The organism is Hyphobacterium sp. (genome assembly GCF_043584775.1).
In the GTDB taxonomy this organism is placed as follows: domain Bacteria; phylum Pseudomonadota; class Alphaproteobacteria; order Caulobacterales; family Maricaulaceae; genus Hyphobacterium.
The window spans coordinates 1273362-1291303 of sequence record NZ_CP121327.1 but is presented as its reverse complement, the minus strand read 5'-3'; the positions used below and the strand labels follow the sequence as shown (position 1 = coordinate 1291303).

Below are 17942 nucleotides of genomic sequence, written 5' to 3'. Positions count from 1 at the left end.
GTTAAAACATGAACGCAGTCACGCCTCAGACCCCCTTGCTGGCAACGCCGGACAGCATTCGCGCCCTTCGCGGTCTTCCGATGGGCATGAAAACAGCGCTCCGTATTTTCCTGCACCTCCCGAACGGACAGCTGACCATACGCTTCCCGAATGCGCAGGAACTGACCTTCAAGGGAAAATCTCTCGGCCCGGTTGCCGAGCTTCATGTTCATGAATTCAAATTCGTTCGCCGGGCCCTCGCTGGCGGAGATATCGGTCTGGCTGAAGGCTATATGGAAGGCGAATGGTCAACGCCTGACCTGACGGCTCTGCTCTCATTCTTCTCGGTCAATCTGGATGCAAAACCGGACATCGTTGCCGGCGGACCGATCACGCGCTTTTTCCACTGGGCCTATCACCAGCTGCGCGCGAATACGAAGTCAGGCGCGAAGAAGAATATCGAAGCCCATTACGACCTCGGCAATGATTTCTACGAAAAATGGCTTGATCCTTCGATGACCTATTCATCGGCACGGTACACGAAGCCGGACCAGTCGCTGGAAGATGCACAACACGAGAAATACCGCGCACTGGCGGATTCAATCGATTTGCAGGAAGGCGAGCATGTCCTTGAAATTGGTTGCGGCTGGGGCGGCTTTGCCGAGTATGCCGCTCGCGATCGCGGCGCACGCGTCACCTGTCTCACCCTCTCCACCGAACAGCGTGAATACGCCATCGAGCGTATGGAGAAACTGCAGCTCGGCGACAAGGTCGATATCAAGCTTCAGGATTATCGCGACGAAACCGGTGTTTACGACAAGATTGCCTCCATCGAGATGTTCGAGGCTGTCGGACAGGAATACTGGCCGTCTTTCTTCAGGAAAGTCCATGATTGCCTGAAGCCGGGTGGAAAAGCGGGTCTGCAGATCATTTCCATTCGCGATGATCTGTTCGAGACCTACGCCAAGCGGGCCGACTTTATTCAGCGCTATATCTTCCCCGGAGGCGTCTTGCCGAGCCTGGCGCGCCTGAAGGAAGAGTTTGCCAATGCTCAGTTGAGGCTCGATCAGGTCGAGGCTTTCGCGACCGACTATGCCGACACGCTGGCCGACTGGATGAAGCGCTTCACCTCCGCATGGGACGACATTCAACCCCTGGGATTCGATGCCCGTTTCAAACGAATGTGGGAATTCTATCTGGCCTATTGTGAAGCCGGATTCCGCACCGGACGGATTGATGTCGCGCAATATGCGGTCAGCCGCTAGCTGATCCCGATATCCTTGAAAAAGCGGCGGCTGTCCTCCCGGATCGCCGCCGTTTTTTCATCGCTCATTTTGGCGAGATTCCGATACGGCATGTTGAGACGGGGATTGCCTTTCAGCTTGTCCTCATTCTCGATCAGGAAATTCCAGTAGAGATAATTGAACGGGCAGGCTTTCGGCCCGTTCTTCTTGCTGACCGCATAATGGCATTTCCCGCAATAGTCCGACATCCGGTTGATATAGGCGCCACTCGCGGCATAGGGCTTTGTACCCATGACGCCGCCATCTGCGAAAAGGGCCATGCCGTGCGTATTGGGAAGCTCCACCCATTCATAGGCATCCGCATAGACGAGCAGATACCATTCCTCGACCTGCCGGGGATCAATACCGGCCAACAGGGCAAAATTGCCCGTAATCATCAGCCGTTGAATATGGTGCGCGTAGGCGTGCTTTCGGGTCGTTTCGACCGTATCCTTCACACAGGCCATACGCGTCTCCGCCGTCCAGTAGAAATCAGGCAGTGAGCGCGACGCATTCAGGAAATTTGTTTCGGCATAGTCCGGCATTTTCAGCCAGTAGAGCCCGCGTACATATTCGCGCCAGCCGATGATCTGCCGGACGAAACCCTCGACGGCATTGATCGGGGCCCGGCCTTCCTTCCATTCCGCTTCAGCACGCTGGCAAACATCCAGTGGGTCGAGGAGTCCGCAATTGAGGTAAAGCGCGATCACCGAGTGAAAGAGAAACGCTTCACCCTGCGCCATCGCGTCCTGATAATCGCCGAAATCAGCCAAGCAATACCGGAAGAAATGATCAAGGTCCGCTTCTGCGGCCGATCGCGTCACCCCATAGGTAAGGGGCTCCAGGTCGCCGAAATGATCCGCGAAGCGGTCTGCCACCAAAGCGCAGACATCCTTGGTGATCTGATCTGTCTTGTGAGTCTGGCGCTTCGGTAGAGATATTTCGGGAGGCAGCTTCTTGCGATTTTCCTGATCGAAATTCCACTGACCATCGGCCGGCTGATCGCCGTCCATCAAAAGGCCGGTTTCCTTGCGCATTTCGCGATAGAAATATTCCATCGTCAGGCGTTTGCGCCCCTCCGCCCATGTGGCAAAGCGGTCAAGCGACGCAACAAAGCGGGTATCCTCACGAATGTCGACGTCGATTTTCAGGCGTTTGGCCCATCCGCGCATTTCGTCCAGCAAGCGCCACTCGCCCGGCGCTGTGATAACCACGCGATCAAATGTCCCGGAATCCTGCTGGATGGCGCGTTCAACTTCGCCGACGAGCGAGCCCGCATTCCCGGCATCATCCAGCTTGATATAGCGAACAGATTGGCCTGTTTCCGTTAGCTCTTCTGCAAAATGACGCATCGCCGAAAACAGAAAGGCGATCTTTTTCTTGTGATGCCGAACATAGATCGCCTCGGCATCTACTTCAGCAATGATAATCAGATCGCCATCCTGATAGTCATTCAGAGAGGAAATAGCGGGCGACAACTGATCGCCCAGAACCAGTCTCAGGCTTCGCGGCGCGTCACTCACACGTCACGGCGTACATAGGTGATGTCCTGACCGCGGACCGAAAACTCGCTGCGAACCCATTCACCATTGGCATCATACCAGAGGTCGAGCGTCAGCGAGCCTTCCAGACGGACATGACGAGCCTCGATGGTTTGTCCGCCCACCTCGATCATGGTCTGACCCAGTTCAGTGATCGTCACCGGCATTTCAGCCCCGGTCTCCGTATTGAGTACGGTGTCCAGCCCGACAGCATATCCGCCCCAATGGCTTGATGGTGGCAAGGAAGACGGAAGGCTGACGGGGCGGGTATTTCCGTCTTCATCAGAGCCTTGGCCTGAATAGACATCGCCATTTCTGGAAATGTCGACCGACAGGCGTTCGCCGTCTTTCAGGGTGGATGTCTGAAGGCTGACGAGCTCACCGTCCCGGTAAACCTCGACCGAGTCATGCTCATACCGGAAGGCGGTAATCGGTCCGATACGGACGCGGAGATCCACATCCGTGGTTACGCGCAACTCATCACCGTTTTCTTCAAAGCGCAGGATGTGCGTACCGAAAGGACTATTCCCCCGATAGACATCAAAAGCGATCGTGCCGGCGTCCGGTACAGCTTCCCGGTTGGCGGCAGGTGCAGAGCCCAACGACGCTGCAGCCAGAATTATGCTCGCGAAGATCATGCGTATCATGTCAGTATCCTTGCAGCGATTGACATCAGCGGATTGCGGAAACGATATCCACCAAGAGAAACGGCGAAACAGATGCAGGGTTCCCCTTCAAGTCCGACTGGCGTGTGTGGTTCACCCGCTTCACCCGCGCATACATCGCCGCGATGATAGACACCTTTCTCGTCGGAAAAGCCGCCCTGTAGAACAAGCGTGAGTTCCTGCCCCCTGTGATCGTGGTGAGGAATAGCCGAACCCGGCTGGATTTTCAAAAGCCGGGCATCCACACCAGGCTCGCACAGCCGGTTGATCTTGCGCCCCTGAACCCCGCCCAACTTGCTGCGCCAGGGGCTGTCGGACGCCTTAAAGCCATAGCGATGAAGGGCCGTCGGATAAAGGGGATCCGACCCGGCCGGAACAGGCACCGCCTCATTTGCCAAAGAGAGCGGTGTGTTGCTCTGGATGTCATCCCAGATGTCGTCGGTCATCATATTGTCGAAGGCACGGCCGGCAATACCGGCATTGGACTGGCCATGGTCGGGGCGGCGCTGGGGTATCGCGTCGTCATCGTATTCCCACGCACCCAGTCGAAAGAAAAGAAAGATGCCATTCGCCTCATGGGCGCCGAATTGATCGAGGTTGACGCCGTCCCCTACGCCAATCCGAACCACTACGCCCGGTATTCCGGTCAGTTGGCTGAGGAACTGAACCGGACAGAACCGAATGGCGCCATCTGGGCCAACCAGTTTGACAATACCGACAATCGAAAAGCGCATTACGACACGACGGCACCGGAAATCTGGGATCAGCTTGAGGGCAAGCTGGACGGCTTTATCTGCGCGGTCGGTTCGGGAGGAACGCTGGGCGGTGTTTCCATGGCCTTCAAGGAGCGCAATCCGGCCATCCAGATCGGACTGGCGGATCCCGGTGGCGCGGCGCTTTATGGCTTCTATACCGAGGGCGAATTATGCGCTTCGGGTACATCGATCACCGAGGGCATCGGCCAGAGCCGGATTACGAAAAACCTGGAAGGTGTCGTCGTCGACAAAGCCTACCGGATTTCCGATGAGGAAGCTCTGCCCATCCTGTTCGATCTCGTGCAGGAAGTAGGTCTTTGTCTTGGCGGCTCTGCGGGCGTGAATATTGCGGGCGCCATGCACCTCGCCAGGGATATGGGGCCCGGCCATACCATTGTGACCATTCTTTGCGATCATGGCTCGCGCTATCAGAGCAAGCTCTATAACCCTGCTTTTCTGCGTGAAAAGGGCCTGCCAGTGCCGGCCTGGCTGGACGATTAGCGGAAGGGCGGCGAGTACAGCAATCCGCCTTCCGTCCATTGTGAGTTCAGACCGCGCCGCAAACCCAGCTCGGACCCCTGCCCCAGATTCCGGTCAAATATCTCGCCGTAATTCCCGGTCGCCCGCAGCATGGTGACCGCAAAGTCCGACTCGATCCCGAGGCGTTCACCGAAATCATCCTCGACGCCCAGCAAGCGCCGGATTTCCCGGTTCGCACTCGCCTCCGAAACGCTGTCCACATTGGCCGAATTCACGCCAAATTCTTCAGCGGCAATCAACGCGAACAGCACCCACCGCGAAATATCGAGAAATTGCGCATCGCCCGAGCGGATGACCGGCCCGAGGGGTTCCTTTGAGATCACATCCGGCAAAAGGATATGATCTGATGGGGTTTCGAGACTGACGCGCAACCCGGCCAGTGACGAGAGATCATTCGTATAGACATCGCATTCGCCGCCGACATAGCCTTCGAGTCCGGACTGTGCCGTCAGGTATTCGATGACCTCGACGCTCAGATTGTTCGCCGCAATGAAGTCTTCGAGGTTAAGCGCGGTTGTGGTGCTGCCCTGCACGCAGATCCGGGCGCCATTGATATCCCGCGCGCTTGAAATCCCCAGATCGGCCGGAACCATGAAGCCCTGCCCGTCATAATAGGCAATTCCGGCGAAATCGAAGCCCTGGCCTACGTCCCGCGCAAACGTCCAGCTGGTATTGCGGACGAGGATATCAATCTCGCCATCGGCCAGCGCGGAAAAGCGTTCGGCCGTTGTCACGGGCACAAAACGCACATCATCCGCATCCCCCAGGATGGCCGCCGCATAGGCCCGGCAAAGATCCGCGTCAAATCCGCTCCATTGCCCGTCTTCCTCCTGTTGAGCAAAACCGCTCAGCCCGCCATCGACGCCGCAGAGAAGTTCGCCTCTTGTCTCGATCAACCGCAATGTAGTGCCAGACTGCGCGACCTCGCCCGTGTCCAGTGCAATGCCCGCCAGACCGCCCAGCATAACCACTGCCGCTTCTCGCAATCGGCGCGGAGACAAGAAGGATAGGGGCGACACCGGAACAAAACTCCTGTTGAATAAGCGGGACCTGAGAGTGTGTTTAACGGGGAATCGAATGAAGCGCGACACCCAATTATCGCGAGCCGGCCGCGCGCACCACGGAACGCGGTCCGTCAACGCTCCGGTCAACCGTGCTTCGACCATTCTCGCGGGGACAGCCCACGAACTGTATAACCGGCCGGATGGCACGCCGCTTTACGGCCGGTTTGGAACCGACAGCCAGAATGCCTTGCGTCATGCGCTTTGCGAAATGCAGAAAGCCGATTATTGCGCACTGGCGCCGTCTGGCCTGTCCGCCATGACATTAACAGCCATCGCCGAAGTGAAAGCGGGCGGGCATTTGCTGGCCTCGGACAGCCTCTATGGGCCGACTCGCATGTTCCTGTCCGATACCGTTTCTCGCTGGGGCATCGACATTGAGTATTACGATCCGAGGATCGGCGCCGGTATCAAGGATCGCCTGAAAAAGACCACGCAACTGGTGTTTTGCGAATCTCCGGGATCGCTCACCTTCGAGGTTCAGGATATCCCGGCCATCACCGCAGCCGCCGCGAAAGTCGGTGCGCGCGTCATGGTCGATGATACCTGGTCTGCCGGGTTGAATGCCAACATGCTGGATCTCGGTGCAGACTATGCGGCGCAGTCCCTGACCAAATATGTGGGTGGCCATTCAGATGTCATCATGGGATACCCCCGGCAGGACTCGAACCTGCAACCTGCGCATTAGAAGTGCGCTGCTCTATCCAGTTGAGCTACGGGGGCGGGAGCGCGGCAGGCCGCACCCAACCGGCTTTAATGCGACCAGGGTTCTTTCCGGTCTGCAGAAAAATTCGATGCATAGGTTTTCGGCTTGCGCACCATGTCCGCTTTTTCGGTCACGCGATACGGAATGCCGTACTTCTTTGCATAAGCGACGGCCTGTTCCTTGTCGTCAAACTTCAAGCGAACCTGAGCGGCTGTATCCGCGGTGGAATTCCATCCCATCAGCGGGTCCGGCCGCTTGGCCATGGATGGCTCGAATTCGAGAATCCAGTTGCGGCTCTTGGCCTGACCTGACTGCATGGCGGTCCGAGACGGACGGTAAATCTTTGCAAACATGATAGCCCGCAAGGCCTCCAGAATTAATGGTCGGGGCGGCAAGATTCGAACTTGCGACCCCTCGGTCCCAAACCGAGTGCTCTACCAGACTGAGCCACGCCCCGACAAATGAATCCCGTTCTCGTGCGGCGGTGTTTAGTGATGTCGTGCCGGGCTGGCAAGCCAATCACTCTTCTTCAGGTGCAGCGGCTGCATCTGCATCAACATCGCCGTCTGGATTTGCATCCTCTTCTGCATCTGAATCGTCTTCTGATACAGCCACTTCCGTGTTGCCGAACATGGCATGACGCACGGTGTCACCGGGCTGAATTCCCGCATCCCGTGTCAGGCCGCCGCGCACTTCTAATACACCCAGGACCGGGAAATCAGATGGCAGGGAGCGCAAGGAGTGAGGCCGGGCATTGGCGATAATCTTCAGAATCTCGCCATCCGGCGCGATGTAGATCAGGTCCAGAGGGATCAACGTATTCCGCATCCACATGGAAACGGTTTGCACTTCCTGATAATCAAACAGCATGCCTTCATTATCCGCCAGCGACTCGCGGAACATGAGACCGCGTTGACGCTCGGTATCGCTGTCGGCGATCAGAGCTTCGAAGACAACCTCACCGGCTTCGGTATCGACGATCACCGTTTGCGGCGCGCCAAATTCGATAATTGTTTCGGGATGAGCGGGATCGCCAACAGGTGCAGGCGGCAACTGTGCGAAAGCGGCCGGCGCAAAGAGCGCGAAGGCAGCGGAAATCAGAAAGCGTTTCATGGCGCGCAAGCTAGCCGGAGGCCGCGCCTTTCGCAATTGCCGATGGCTGTAATCTCACGCGTATTGGTTGGGATAGACTTCCGCTGCGAGAATACCTTTCGGTCCGTCCGTGCACCGGGCCTGCATGGTTTCTCCCGGATGAACTTCATCAATGCCGGCGCGCCGCAAGGTCGCCGCGTGCAGGAAGACATCTCCGTCGACGCCATCAACATCCAGGAATCCGAAGCCGCGATCGGCATCAAACCACTTCACAACGGCTGCACTCACACCCTCTTCCGGCTCGCGCCGCGGATGAAACCGCCGGGGCCGTGGATCGGTTGCAACGCCGCCTTCCAATGACATGATCTCAACGGCCTGACGGCCCTTGTCACCGCTAATGGCCAGGCATTTGACGTGCGCCCCTTCCGGCGCTGTCATACGGCCCGACATGCGCAACCGGCTGGCATGCAACAGCACATCGCCCAGACCATCACTCGTTTCGATAAATCCATAGCCGCGCGTGGGATCAAACCATTTCACGCGGCCTTCTACGACGGAAGCCAGATCTTCAGGACTCGTATCGGTTTCGATCGTCATGACGCTCCCCCACAACACAACTGTCAGGGGAATTAATGTAACCAATTCGTCATGAAAGGGAATACGAATCGTTCATAATTATGAACAACGATGTCAAGCTATTGAATTAATGAATTAATCCCAACCGGCAATGTATCGCGTATTAATATGGCAGCCTCATTCGCCGCAAAAAACGGCAAGAAATCGCCATAACCCTCAATACCGGTCTTGTCAGGAAGCCCGATGGTAGTCCCTAGGGGAATCGAACCCCTCTTTCCAGGTTGAAAACCTAGCGTCCTAACCGATAGACGAAGGGACCACTTCATCGGAGGGCGTCATATATCGACTCCATCGCGGTCACGCAAGCGTCACTTTGCAGACTTTTTCAGCTTGCGGCAGCAAGATCCTCGAGATGGAACTGAACACGGCGATTTCCACGCCATTCATCCAGTTTCAATCGTCCCGCCGCATGCCACAGCCCGCCGGAATTGCTCAGCAGGGCTTCACCAATCGGCTGATCAGCTTGCCGGAAGACAATACCATTGATTCGCTGACCGTCCGAATCCGCTAGGCTGAACCGGACGTGGTCGGCCCCCACGCGCTCGGCATAGGCAATCCGGACAGCCGGCATGACAAAGCGCGGCTCCGCAAATCCTTGCCCGAAGGGGGCAGCCCCCATGATTCGCTCGGCAAGATCGAGTGTCGCCCCTGCAGGCGTGAGCACAGCATCGAGCATTAGCGCCCGCTCGGCGTGACTGGCATCCCATTCCGGCTGCAGTCTATCGATCAGATAGGCCTGCAATTCTTCAATCCGGTCTTCGGCAACCGACAGGCCTGCCGCCATTGGATGACCGCCGCCGGCGATCAGCAAACCCACCGATTTTGCTGCTGCGATCGCACTTCCAAGATCGACGCCTGAAACCGAGCGGCCTGAGCCCTTGCCGACGCCATTGTCGGTGCCGATCACGATGGCCGGGCGTCCGAAACGCTCTTTCAGACGGCCCGCTACAATCCCGATGACACCGGCATGCCAACCCTCGCCGCGCGCGATCAGCAAAGGCGCATCGGTTTCGCCGGCGGCAATGATCTGGGCCTGCGCTGCTTCCAGCACATCCGCTTCAATCTGTTTGCGTTCAGCATTCAGCGCATCCAGTTCACCGGCAATTTCCATGCATTCCGCCGGGTCATCGCTCGACAGCAACCGGGCCCCGAGATCGGCACGGCCCACCCTGCCCCCGGCATTGATGCGCGGCCCCAGAAGAAAGCCGAGATGATAGGCAGATGGATCGCCGGTCAGGCCCCCGACTTCGGCCAGTGCTTTCAAACCGGCGTGCCGCCATTGTCCCATCACTTTGAGGCCTTGTGACACCAGAGCGCGATTGATGTCCTTCAGCGCCACCACGTCGCAGAGTGTGCCCAGGGCGGCAAGATCAGCCAGTTTTAGAATATCGGGTTCCGGCTGGTCCTCGAATTTGCCGCGCCGCCGTCCCTCACGATTCAGCGCGGCCAGCAAGACAAACGTTACGCCCGCCGCCGCCATATGCCCGCAGCCGGATGTGTCATCAGGGCGATTGGGATTCACAATGGCCAAAGCGGGCGGCAAATCGGCGCCCATCAGGTGATGGTCCACTACCACTACATCAAGCCCCATATCGGCAGCCGCCTTCAAAGGCTCATGAGCCGCGGCACCGCAATCCACCGTTATCACCAGCTCGGCGCCCTGCTCTTTCAGTGCGGCAAAGGCCTCGGCGGAAGGGCCATAGCCTTCCTCAATCCGGTCAGGCACATAGAGCAACATGGATTGCCCCATCTGCCGGAAATAGCGAATGAGTTGCGATGCGGACGTCGCGCCATCGACGTCATAATCAGCAAAAACCGCGAGTACTTTTCCCGCTTCAACCGCATCCCAGATGACCGATGCAGCCTTGTCCATATCCTGAAAGCTGGACGGATCTGGAAAAAAGTGGCGCAAGGTCGGGCTGAGAACCGCTTCGGCATCATCGGGCAATATTCCGCGTGCGGCCAGCATACGGGCGACAATTTCATCCACCCCCGCCTTCCGGCGGATGTCCGATATCACCTGATCATCAATGTCGCGCAGGCGCCAGGCCTTGCCGGAAAGCGAATGTTGAACCGAAAAGGGCTCGCCCATACCGCCGCCTATACCGGACGGGTCGTCTTGATACGCCGCACGATAGACCCTGCCGACTGCATGATCAGCGTGTCGGTGCTGACATGACCATTGCTATGACGCACGCCATCAACAAGGTCACCCGACGTCACGCCCGTCGCAACAAACAGGCATTCCGAAGATGCCAGTTCGCTGAGGTCGTATTTGCGATCAAGGTCCGTAATGCCGGTCTTGGCGGCGCGTGCCCGCTCGTCATCATTGCGGAAGAAAAGCCGCGCTTCCATCTGCCCGCCAACACATTTCAAGGCCGTGGCCGCAAGCACACCTTCCGGCGCCCCGCCCTGACCCACATACATGTGAATGCCGGTTTCGGGAATCGTCGTGGAAATCACGCCGTTCACATCGCCATCCGGGATCATCATCACGCGGGCCCCGACAGAGCGGATGTCGGCGACAATATGTTCATGGCGTTCCCGTTCCAGCACGCAGACGCAAATCTCTTCCGTGGACACGCCCTTGGCTTTGGCAATGGCTTTGATGTTGTCAGAGGGTGACCGGTCGAGATTAATCACCCCCGCCGGCAGGCCGGGCCCGACGGCGATCTTGTCCATATAGGTGTCCGGCGCGTACAACAGCCCGCCCCGCGGGGCAAAGGAGACAACCGCCAGAGCGTTGGCCATGCCCTTGGCCGTCAGGGACGTACCTTCCAGCGGGTCAAGCGCAATATCGATTTCCGGACCTTCGCCGGTACCGACTTCTTCGCCAATATAGAGCATGGGCGCTTCATCGCGCTCGCCCTCGCCAATCACGATCCGGCCCTTCATGGCCATGGCATTGAGCCCCGTGCGCAAGGCGTCCACCGCAGCCTGGTCAGCGGCTTCCTTGTCCCCGCGTCCAACAAGCGTCGCGGCGGCAATTGCAGCAGCTTCGGCAGCGCTGACAGCATCCAGCGCAAGGCGTTCAAGATTTCGGGCGTCGCTCATGTTTTCAGGCTCCGGAGAATAATTCAGTCGATCGGGGGTGGCGGCTCAGCGCGTTGACGCGCTTCTTCGGCATAGGACTCGGTATCATTAACGGGTGGGCGTGTCGCGCGTTCCTGCGAGGAGACCGCATCCCGCGCTTCCAGGACTTCACGCGCCGACTCGCTGAGTTCCTCGGCACTGACGGAAGGCGATTTGTCCGGAATGGCAACTGGTGCATTATCCGCGCTCGCGCCTTCTTCCACGCGGGCATCGAACCAGCTCTGCTCGTCCTCGAACCCGCCCGGCAGGTCAGGCGTCGTGCACGCCGCCAAAACCAGGGGGCAAAGAAAGAGAATTTTTCGGTTCAAACCCGTGCTCCGGTGCTGGACGCCGCTGTGGCTATCTATACGCTGTCAGGGATCGCTGTCACCCGCCCGTGCACAGATTAAAGGGACGCTTTTCATGGCCGAAGATAAGAAAACCGGAGCCAAGCCAAAACCCCGCAAGCCTGCGGCAAAGAAAAAGCCTGCAGCGCAAACGGCAAGAAAGCCAGAAACCACTCCGAAGCTCGATGCCAGCAAAGCTCAGGCCGACAACCCGTTTGGCACGCTCAACACCGCGGATGTCGAGGCGCTGGACCATATGTCCCGCAACCTCATGCAGGCCGCGCTGAAAAGCCAGAAGCTGATGTCCGATTCCATGCGCAAGGCATTGGAAGGCAAGGTTGAAATGCCCGATACGATGGCGATCAACTCGACGCCGGAACTGGGCGAGGTCTGGGCCAAAATCATCTCCGACCCGCAAAAGCTGATGGATGCACAAGCCAATCTGATGACCGGCTATCTGGATCTGTGGAGCAATACAGCCCGTCACTTTGTGGACGGTGGAGATCATGAAACGGTCAAGGCCGACGCCGGTGACAAACGCTGGCGCAGTGAGGACTGGTCGGAAAATCCGGTCTTCAATGCCATCAAGCAATCCTATTTGCTGAACCAGAATTTCCTCATGGGGCTCGTTCATGGGGTTGAGGGCGTCGACCCAGCCGTGAAGCGCAAGGTCGAATTTCTGACCAAGCAGATGGTCGATGCCTTGGCTCCGACCAATTTCGCCCTGACCAATCCCGATGTCATTCGTGAAACCGTCCAGTCCAAGGGCGAAAACCTCACCCGGGGGCTCGCCAATCTGGCCAGCGATCTGGAAAAGGGCGGCGGCCGTCTGGCGCTGACGCAGACCGATATGGACGGCTTCAGGGTGGGCGTGGATCTGGCGGCCACGGAAGGTAAAGTCGTCTTCCGCAACGAGATTTTCGAGCTGATCCAGTATGCGCCAACCACGGAGACGGTGAAGACCCGGCCCCTGCTGATCGCGCCGCCCTGGATCAACAAATTCTACATCATGGATATGCGCCAGAAAAATTCCATGGTGCGCTGGCTGACCCAGCAGGGCTTCACGGTATTCCTCATTTCCTGGGTCAATCCCGGCCCGGAACTGAAAGGCAAGACCTTCCAGGATTATATCGAACAGGGTCTTTTCGTCGCGATCGATCAGGTCAAGGAAGCGACCGGCGAGGACAGCGTCAACACGGTCGGATATTGCATTGGCGGCACCATGCTGGCGTCCGCCCTCGCCTTGCTCGAGGCGCGTGGTGAAAGCGACAAGATCGCATCTGCGACATTCTTTGCAGCCCAGACCGACTTTGAACTCGCCGGAGACCTGCTTCTTTTCGTGGATGATGCCTGGTTCAACGAAATCAATCGCCTGATGGAAGCACAAGGCGGCGTACTCGACGGGCGCACCATGTCGGACACATTCAATCTTCTGCGCTCCAACGATCTTGTCTGGTCATTCGTCGTCTCGAACTATCTGCTGGGACGCCAGCCGCAGGCTTTTGACCTTCTGTACTGGAATGCGGACCAGACCCGCATGCCGCAGACTCTGCATCTCTGGTATCTCGACAATATGTACCGCAAGAACCGGCTTGCGAAAAAAGAGATCGAGATGGACGGGAAGGTACTCGATCTGACGAAGGTCAAAACACCCATCTTCATGCAGGCAAGCCGGGACGACCATATCGCCCCCTACCCGTCCGTCTATCGCGGCGCGAAACTCTTTGGCGGACCGGTTCGCTATATGCTGGCAGGCTCAGGCCATATCGCCGGCGTAATCAATCACCCCGGCGCCAACAAATATCAGCACTGGGTCAACAAGGACCTGCCCGACACGGTCGAGGAATGGCTGGATGGCGCGACAGAAGTGCCGGGATCCTGGTGGGAAGAATGGCGCGACTGGCTCTATGAACGTTCCGGCGATGATGTACCCGCGCGCCGGCCCGGCGATGGCAATCTCGACATCATCTGCGATGCCCCCGGAGAATACGTGCTGGTTCGAAGCTGATGCTGGTCCACATTCCACTGGGATTGGGATCATTGCGTCAGGATTTCGCACCTGTCCTGCAACCGTCTGATGATCTGAAAAACTCGCTGAACGGAATCGATCTACTCGCCGTGCACATGCGCGGCGGCGGCGAAATGGGTCACGATTGGGTATTTGAGCTGAAAACCCGCAAGGGCATTGTCAGGATAGACAATATGCATCGGGATTTTGATCCTTTTTATGACTGGATCGAAACCGCCCTGAATGTCGATATGGCCGAGTATCTCGCGTTGGCTCATGAAAAGGCGAGCGACCTGGCCCCGGCCGCTTGGCGCGAAATGATATGGCAGGGCGACGAGTAAACCTCAGCCAAAAAAGTGGTGACACCTGACCTCAGACCTGCCCGAACTGCAACGCGATATAGCGCCTGTAGACGCCTTCCCGGCCCAGCAATTCGTCATGCGTGCCCTGATCGGCAAACCGCCCATCCTCCAGCACGATAATGTGGTCGGCATTGCGGACCGTCGCGAGCCAGTGCGCGATGATCAGTGTGGTCCGTTCTTTCGCGGCGGCCTCGAACGCGGACTGAATGACCTACTCGCTTTCCGGATCCAGCACGCTCGTCGCCTCATCCAACAGAAGAACAGGCGAATCTGGGAATGAACGGTCCGGACGTCCGTATAAATCTGATGTCCATGTCGCCCTATGACGGCAAGAACCAGATGAAGCGGATGATCTATCAAAGGCAAACATCTGGCCCGACTGTTTCTTAGTCATGCATCTATGACTCGCGCCCGCAGATAACATCCGTATTCTATTTTGAATGAATAACTGGGCCGAATACCAGATCGCTTTGGCGATCCATGAATCGGGCAGCCATGCGGCAGCCGCCAAACATCTCGACGTCTCCCAACCAACAATCAGTCGCGGGCTTCGCGCACTGGAATCGCGTCTGGGCGAACCGCTCTTCGAGCGCCGCGATGGCGAGAACCGACCAACCGAAACCGGCAAGGCCGTAATACGCCACGCCCTGCGCATGCGTGATGACGCTGCCGCCATCGAACGCGCCATTGCACGAAGCGAGGATGAAATCACCGGCGAGGTCGTGATTTCCGCCAGCGATGGCGTCGGGGGTGACTGGCTGCCGCATGTTCTGGCCCCTTTGCGCGATCGCCATCCCGGCCTGATTCTGCGGATAGATCTCGGCATGCAAAAGGCCAATCTGGCCGCTGGCGAAGCCGATATTGCCCTGCGCTGGCGGTCACCGGGTGAACAACAGAGCCTGATTGTGCGCAAAGCCGCCACGGTGGGCTGGGGTCTCTATGCCTCCCCTGCCTATCTGGACTCTTTTGGTCGCCCCTGGTGTGTCGATCATCTCAAACCGCATCGGTTGGTCGACTGGGGCTATATCGAACCGGACGGGTGGCCGGAAAACGAAGACGGTGAGGTCATCCGGCCAGCACAGGCCGCCGTCATTGCCAATAGTGCCACCAGTCACTTGCAGGCCATGAAGTCCGGCTTTGGCATCGGCATGACATCGCACCGGCTGGCGCGGCAGTCCGGCGGGGCGCTGGAACGGGTTTTGCCGCAGCACGAAAGCGTACAGGAATTGTTTCTGGTGGCGCATGATGGCGTGAAGCGCAGCCGCCGACACCGCCTTGTTGTCGATCACCTGGCCGAGAGCTTCAAACGTGATGCAGCCCATTTCCGCAAAGGTGATTTTTCAGTCTTCGCGGGGACATAAAAAAGGGCCGGTCCAGGGCCGGCCCTTCCAGTTGAGATGCTGGCTTGCCTATTGGGCAGCGGCCAGCGTCCGGGAAGAAACAAGGGCGCGGTTTTCCGCGATAACGGTTTCATCGGGCGCAATTTCGAAAGCCGCCGCAAAGGCCCGCTCTGAATCTGCCAAACGGCCGGCGCGATAGAGCACTGCGCCGTAATTATTGTTGGCTTGCCAAGTCACACGGGCGTCCAGGGCCGTTTCGCAGGCCTCAATCGCAGCGTCGTATTGCACCTGCATGGCACGAGCCGCGCACAGATTGGACCAGGCCGCAGATCGGCGGCCACTGGTCAGCCCGCGCTCGGTCGCCTGCAGAGCAATGCCGGCCGCCTGCCGGTATTCACCGTTTTCAAACTTTCGGGCAGAGAGCTGGATGATGCCGGTCGTTGTGGTCTGGACCACGAATTCAGGCGCATCAGAAGACTGCGCACCGACAACAGGCATAACCGTCAACACGGCCAGAATGGGGAGAAGAGATTTTATCAGTTTCATAGTCGCCTCCTTGCGAACAAGGAGACAGATAGACCTGATCCCGAATGAATATAATTACCCGGCTTGTATCTTCATAATGCAATTATGTATGCACAAACCGCGGCCACACATCCGCGGCTGGGAACGCTGTCAGGCCTGCCCGAACTGCAACTCGATATAACGCTTGTAAACGCCTTCCCGCCCCAGCAATTCATCGTGCGTGCCCTGATCGGCTACCCGGCCATCTTCCAGCACGATAATGCGATCGGCGTTGCGAACGGTTGCCAGACGATGCGCGATGATCAGCGTCGTCCGGTCTTTCGCGGCGGCCTCGAACGCGGCCTGAATGACCTGCTCGCTTTCCGGATCGAGCGCGCTGGTCGCCTCATCCAGCAGAAGCACCGGCGCGTCACGCAGGACTGCACGCGCGATGGCAATACGTTGGCGCTGTCCGCCTGACAGCGTGCCCGCACTCTCGCCAAGCTGGGTGTCGTATCCTTCGGGGAGTGCCATAATGAAATCATCGGCATTGGCCGCGATCGCGGCGGATTTCACATCCTCATCACTCGCACCGGGCCGTCCGAAACGGATATTCTCGGCGACCGAACCGCTGAAGAGCGGCGCATTCTGCTGCACGACGGCCAGCTGACGCCGTAGCTCCTGCGGCTCAACCTGTCGGGCGTTCACGCCATCCAGCGTGATCACGCCGCTGGCCGGATCGTATAATCGCAAGAGCAGCTGGAATATCGTTGACTTGCCGGCACCGGACGGCCCGACCAACGCGACCGTCTCGCCAGCCTGAATATCGAAACTCACATTATCCAGCGCATTCGCTTCCGGCCGTGCCGGATAGGCAAAGGTCACGCCCGAGAACGACAATTCACCTCGCACAAGCGCTGGCAGAACTACTGGTGCCGCCGGCGCCGAAATATCGGTTCGCGCCGAGAGCAATTCCATCAGCCGCTCGGTCGCACCCGCTGCCCGCATGACCTCCGCATAGGTCTCCGTCAGCATGCCAACGCCGCTCACGGCCACAAACGCATACATGACAAACTGGGTCATCGCGCCGGGCGTGATGGCCTCGGCCTGCACCTGCACCGCACCAAACCAGAGCACCGCGATCAGCCCGGTCAGAATGACCGTGAAGATCACCGCCGTCATCGCAGCGCGTACACCGATGCGTTTGAGCGAGATTGCAAAAGTCGATTCCACAACGTCCCGAAAGCGGTGGCTTTCTTCCGGCTCGCGCGTGAAAGCTTGTACGGTTTCAATCGCCTGCAAACTCTCTCCGGCTCGCGCCGATGCATTGGCCAGCTCGTCCTGAGACTCGCGCGACAAGCGCTGCACCCGCCGGCCGAACAACAGGATCGGCAAAAGGATGACCGGGCCAAGGGCGAGCACCATCAAAGCCAGTTGCCAGTTGACGAAGACCATCAGCGCCAGGGCCCCGACTGTGGTCGCGACCGTTCTGAGCGCCACCGAGACCGATGAACCCACCACGGTCTGGATCAGCGTGGTATCGGTTGTCAGGCGCGAGAGAACCTCTCCCGTCCGCGTATCGACATAGAAAGACGGGCTGAGCGTGAGAAGATGATCAAAGACGGCGCGGCGCAGATCCGCCACGACACGCTCGCCCAGACGGCTGATGAAATAGAATCGGAAGGCGCTGGCAATCGCCAGACAGAAGGCTACCGCCATGCCCGCCAGAAAATAACCGGACAAATCCGGACCGATCGAAAAGACACTGCACAAGTCTGAGTTTGGTGCCCCGCCGAATCCGCAATCGACCACCAGACGGAAGGCACCCGGCAAGATCAGCGTCAGGCCGGACGCAAGCACCAGAAACACAGCGAACGCCGCCAGCAAGGCCGGATAGCGCATGATATAGGGGATGAGACGCCGCAGCGGCTTGGCGCTCCGCGCCTTCTCCCGGTGGGCCGCATCCCGCTCCATCTCGGCGGCGAATCCGGAACCGCGATCCCGGTCGGCTTGCTGGCTGGCGGCATTACTGGCGGACATTCACTGACTCC

General features: G+C 58.5%; 19 protein-coding genes and 3 tRNA genes. 7 read left to right on the top strand and 15 right to left on the bottom strand.

The features are described 5' to 3' along the window. The first annotated feature begins 8 nt into the window (after nucleotides 1-8). Nucleotides 9-1244, top strand: coding sequence for a class I SAM-dependent methyltransferase (locus tag P0D52_RS06405; RefSeq protein ID WP_394694589.1), 1236 nt, complete (start codon nucleotides 9-11; stop codon nucleotides 1242-1244). Here the strand turns inward: P0D52_RS06405 and P0D52_RS06400 are convergent. From P0D52_RS06400 to P0D52_RS06390, 3 genes are read right to left on the bottom strand one after another with little or no spacing between them, the layout of a single operon-like run. Continuing rightward, nucleotides 1241-2785, bottom strand: a complete 1545-nt coding sequence (locus P0D52_RS06400; RefSeq protein ID WP_394694588.1) for a cryptochrome/photolyase family protein — start codon at nucleotides 2783-2785, stop codon at nucleotides 1241-1243. The genes P0D52_RS06405 and P0D52_RS06400 overlap by 4 nt on opposite strands. Continuing rightward, nucleotides 2782-3450: a DUF6134 family protein gene (locus P0D52_RS06395; RefSeq protein WP_394694587.1), complete on the bottom strand. Its 669-nt coding sequence runs from the start codon at nucleotides 3448-3450 to the stop codon at nucleotides 2782-2784. The genes P0D52_RS06400 and P0D52_RS06395 overlap by 4 nt, the downstream gene beginning before the upstream one ends. Further along, nucleotides 3447-3851, bottom strand: coding sequence for a cupin domain-containing protein (locus tag P0D52_RS06390; protein ID WP_394694586.1), 405 nt, complete (start codon nucleotides 3849-3851; stop codon nucleotides 3447-3449). The genes P0D52_RS06395 and P0D52_RS06390 overlap by 4 nt, the downstream gene beginning before the upstream one ends. Between P0D52_RS06390 and P0D52_RS06385 the strand changes: the two genes are divergently transcribed. Then, complete coding sequence (locus tag P0D52_RS06385) at nucleotides 3747-4724, top strand: cysteine synthase A (protein WP_394694769.1); 978 nt, start codon at nucleotides 3747-3749, stop codon at nucleotides 4722-4724. The two genes, P0D52_RS06390 and P0D52_RS06385, sit on opposite strands and share 105 nt — an antisense overlap. Here the strand turns inward: P0D52_RS06385 and P0D52_RS06380 are convergent. Next, nucleotides 4721-5728, bottom strand: coding sequence for an amino acid ABC transporter substrate-binding protein (locus tag P0D52_RS06380; protein WP_394694585.1), 1008 nt, complete (start codon nucleotides 5726-5728; stop codon nucleotides 4721-4723). The genes P0D52_RS06385 and P0D52_RS06380 overlap by 4 nt on opposite strands. Here P0D52_RS06380 and P0D52_RS06375 point away from each other — a divergent pair. Continuing rightward, nucleotides 5706-6512 (top strand): PLP-dependent transferase, encoded by an 807-nt coding sequence (locus P0D52_RS06375; RefSeq protein WP_394694768.1) that lies wholly within the window; start codon nucleotides 5706-5708, stop codon nucleotides 6510-6512. The genes P0D52_RS06380 and P0D52_RS06375 overlap by 23 nt on opposite strands. Here the strand turns inward: P0D52_RS06375 and P0D52_RS06370 are convergent. The 9 genes from P0D52_RS06370 to P0D52_RS06330 all read right to left on the bottom strand — a co-directional run bounded on the left by P0D52_RS06370 (nucleotide 6474) and on the right by P0D52_RS06330 (nucleotide 11659). Then, nucleotides 6474-6547: transfer RNA gene (locus P0D52_RS06370), tRNA-Arg, on the bottom strand. The genes P0D52_RS06375 and P0D52_RS06370 overlap by 39 nt on opposite strands. Nucleotides 6548-6577: 30 nt before the next feature. Beyond that, nucleotides 6578-6883: an ETC complex I subunit gene (locus tag P0D52_RS06365; RefSeq protein ID WP_394694584.1), complete on the bottom strand. Its 306-nt coding sequence runs from the start codon at nucleotides 6881-6883 to the stop codon at nucleotides 6578-6580. Between the two features lie 27 nt (nucleotides 6884-6910). Further along, nucleotides 6911-6987, bottom strand: a tRNA-Pro gene (locus tag P0D52_RS06360). A gap of 62 nt (nucleotides 6988-7049) precedes the next feature. Beyond that, nucleotides 7050-7643, bottom strand: coding sequence for a DUF192 domain-containing protein (locus P0D52_RS06355; protein ID WP_394694583.1), 594 nt, complete (start codon nucleotides 7641-7643; stop codon nucleotides 7050-7052). 54 nt (nucleotides 7644-7697) lie between these two features. Next, complete coding sequence (locus P0D52_RS06350) at nucleotides 7698-8219, bottom strand: cold shock domain-containing protein (protein ID WP_394694582.1); 522 nt, start codon at nucleotides 8217-8219, stop codon at nucleotides 7698-7700. A gap of 223 nt (nucleotides 8220-8442) precedes the next feature. Beyond that, a tRNA-Glu gene (locus tag P0D52_RS06345) sits at nucleotides 8443-8517 on the bottom strand. Between the two features lie 66 nt (nucleotides 8518-8583). Then, complete coding sequence (gene recJ / locus P0D52_RS06340; protein ID WP_394694581.1) at nucleotides 8584-10350, bottom strand: single-stranded-DNA-specific exonuclease RecJ; 1767 nt, start codon at nucleotides 10348-10350, stop codon at nucleotides 8584-8586. An 8-nt stretch (nucleotides 10351-10358) separates the two neighbouring features. Continuing rightward, entirely contained in the window at nucleotides 10359-11312 is a 954-nt protein-coding gene (gene glpX / locus P0D52_RS06335; protein WP_394694580.1) for a class II fructose-bisphosphatase, read from the bottom strand. A 23-nt stretch (nucleotides 11313-11335) separates the two neighbouring features. Continuing rightward, the gene (locus tag P0D52_RS06330) at nucleotides 11336-11659 is read right to left on the bottom strand and encodes a hypothetical protein (protein ID WP_394694579.1); all 324 of its coding nucleotides are present in this window, start codon (nucleotides 11657-11659) and stop codon (nucleotides 11336-11338) included. 94 nt (nucleotides 11660-11753) lie between these two features. Here P0D52_RS06330 and phaC point away from each other — a divergent pair, with 94 nt between their 5' ends. The 4 genes from phaC to P0D52_RS06310 all read left to right on the top strand — a co-directional run bounded on the left by phaC (nucleotide 11754) and on the right by P0D52_RS06310 (nucleotide 15408). Further along, nucleotides 11754-13685 carry a class I poly(R)-hydroxyalkanoic acid synthase gene (gene phaC / locus P0D52_RS06325; protein WP_394694578.1) on the top strand — a complete coding sequence of 644 codons (1932 nt, stop codon included), beginning with the start codon at nucleotides 11754-11756 and terminating at the stop codon, nucleotides 13683-13685. Then, nucleotides 13685-14026, top strand: coding sequence for a hypothetical protein (locus P0D52_RS06320; protein WP_394694577.1), 342 nt, complete (start codon nucleotides 13685-13687; stop codon nucleotides 14024-14026). The genes phaC and P0D52_RS06320 overlap by 1 nt, the downstream gene beginning before the upstream one ends. A 97-nt stretch (nucleotides 14027-14123) precedes the next feature. After that, nucleotides 14124-14327, top strand: coding sequence for a hypothetical protein (locus P0D52_RS06315; protein ID WP_394694576.1), 204 nt, complete (start codon nucleotides 14124-14126; stop codon nucleotides 14325-14327). A gap of 160 nt (nucleotides 14328-14487) precedes the next feature. After that, nucleotides 14488-15408 (top strand): LysR family transcriptional regulator, encoded by a 921-nt coding sequence (locus P0D52_RS06310; protein WP_394694575.1) that lies wholly within the window; start codon nucleotides 14488-14490, stop codon nucleotides 15406-15408. Nucleotides 15409-15456: 48 nt separating this feature from the next. On the opposite strand, the gene P0D52_RS06305 is transcribed toward P0D52_RS06310, so the two are convergent. Continuing rightward, on the bottom strand, nucleotides 15457-15933 hold the full coding sequence (locus P0D52_RS06305) for a hypothetical protein (protein ID WP_394694574.1): 477 nt from the start codon (nucleotides 15931-15933) through the stop codon (nucleotides 15457-15459). Between the two features lie 129 nt (nucleotides 15934-16062). Continuing rightward, nucleotides 16063-17931 (bottom strand): ABC transporter transmembrane domain-containing protein, encoded by a 1869-nt coding sequence (locus P0D52_RS06300; RefSeq protein ID WP_394694573.1) that lies wholly within the window; start codon nucleotides 17929-17931, stop codon nucleotides 16063-16065. Nucleotides 17932-17942 lie beyond the last annotated feature (11 nt).

Bases quoted from the DNA above. Each gene is read 5' to 3' on its own strand.
- P0D52_RS06405 (WP_394694589.1), top strand. From the start codon at position 9: ATGAACGCAGTCACGCCTCAGACCCCCTTGCTGGCAACGCCGGACAGC.
- P0D52_RS06395 (WP_394694587.1), bottom strand. From the start codon at position 3,450: ATGATACGCATGATCTTCGCGAGCATAATTCTGGCTGCAGCGTCGTTG.
- P0D52_RS06375 (WP_394694768.1), top strand. From the start codon at position 5,706: ATGCCCGCCAGACCGCCCAGCATAACCACTGCCGCTTCTCGCAATCGG.
- P0D52_RS06380 (WP_394694585.1), bottom strand. From the start codon at position 5,728: ATGCTGGGCGGTCTGGCGGGCATTGCACTGGACACGGGCGAGGTCGCG.
- P0D52_RS06365 (WP_394694584.1), bottom strand. From the start codon at position 6,883: ATGTTTGCAAAGATTTACCGTCCGTCTCGGACCGCCATGCAGTCAGGT.
- P0D52_RS06355 (WP_394694583.1), bottom strand. From the start codon at position 7,643: ATGAAACGCTTTCTGATTTCCGCTGCCTTCGCGCTCTTTGCGCCGGCC.
- P0D52_RS06350 (WP_394694582.1), bottom strand. From the start codon at position 8,219: ATGACGATCGAAACCGATACGAGTCCTGAAGATCTGGCTTCCGTCGTA.
- recJ (WP_394694581.1), bottom strand. From the start codon at position 10,350: ATGGGCGAGCCCTTTTCGGTTCAACATTCGCTTTCCGGCAAGGCCTGG.
- glpX (WP_394694580.1), bottom strand. From the start codon at position 11,312: ATGAGCGACGCCCGAAATCTTGAACGCCTTGCGCTGGATGCTGTCAGC.
- phaC (WP_394694578.1), top strand. From the start codon at position 11,754: ATGGCCGAAGATAAGAAAACCGGAGCCAAGCCAAAACCCCGCAAGCCT.
- P0D52_RS06320 (WP_394694577.1), top strand. From the start codon at position 13,685: ATGCTGGTCCACATTCCACTGGGATTGGGATCATTGCGTCAGGATTTC.
- P0D52_RS06315 (WP_394694576.1), top strand. From the start codon at position 14,124: ATGCGTGCCCTGATCGGCAAACCGCCCATCCTCCAGCACGATAATGTG.
- P0D52_RS06310 (WP_394694575.1), top strand. From the start codon at position 14,488: ATGAATAACTGGGCCGAATACCAGATCGCTTTGGCGATCCATGAATCG.
- P0D52_RS06305 (WP_394694574.1), bottom strand. From the start codon at position 15,933: ATGAAACTGATAAAATCTCTTCTCCCCATTCTGGCCGTGTTGACGGTT.
- P0D52_RS06300 (WP_394694573.1), bottom strand. From the start codon at position 17,931: ATGTCCGCCAGTAATGCCGCCAGCCAGCAAGCCGACCGGGATCGCGGT.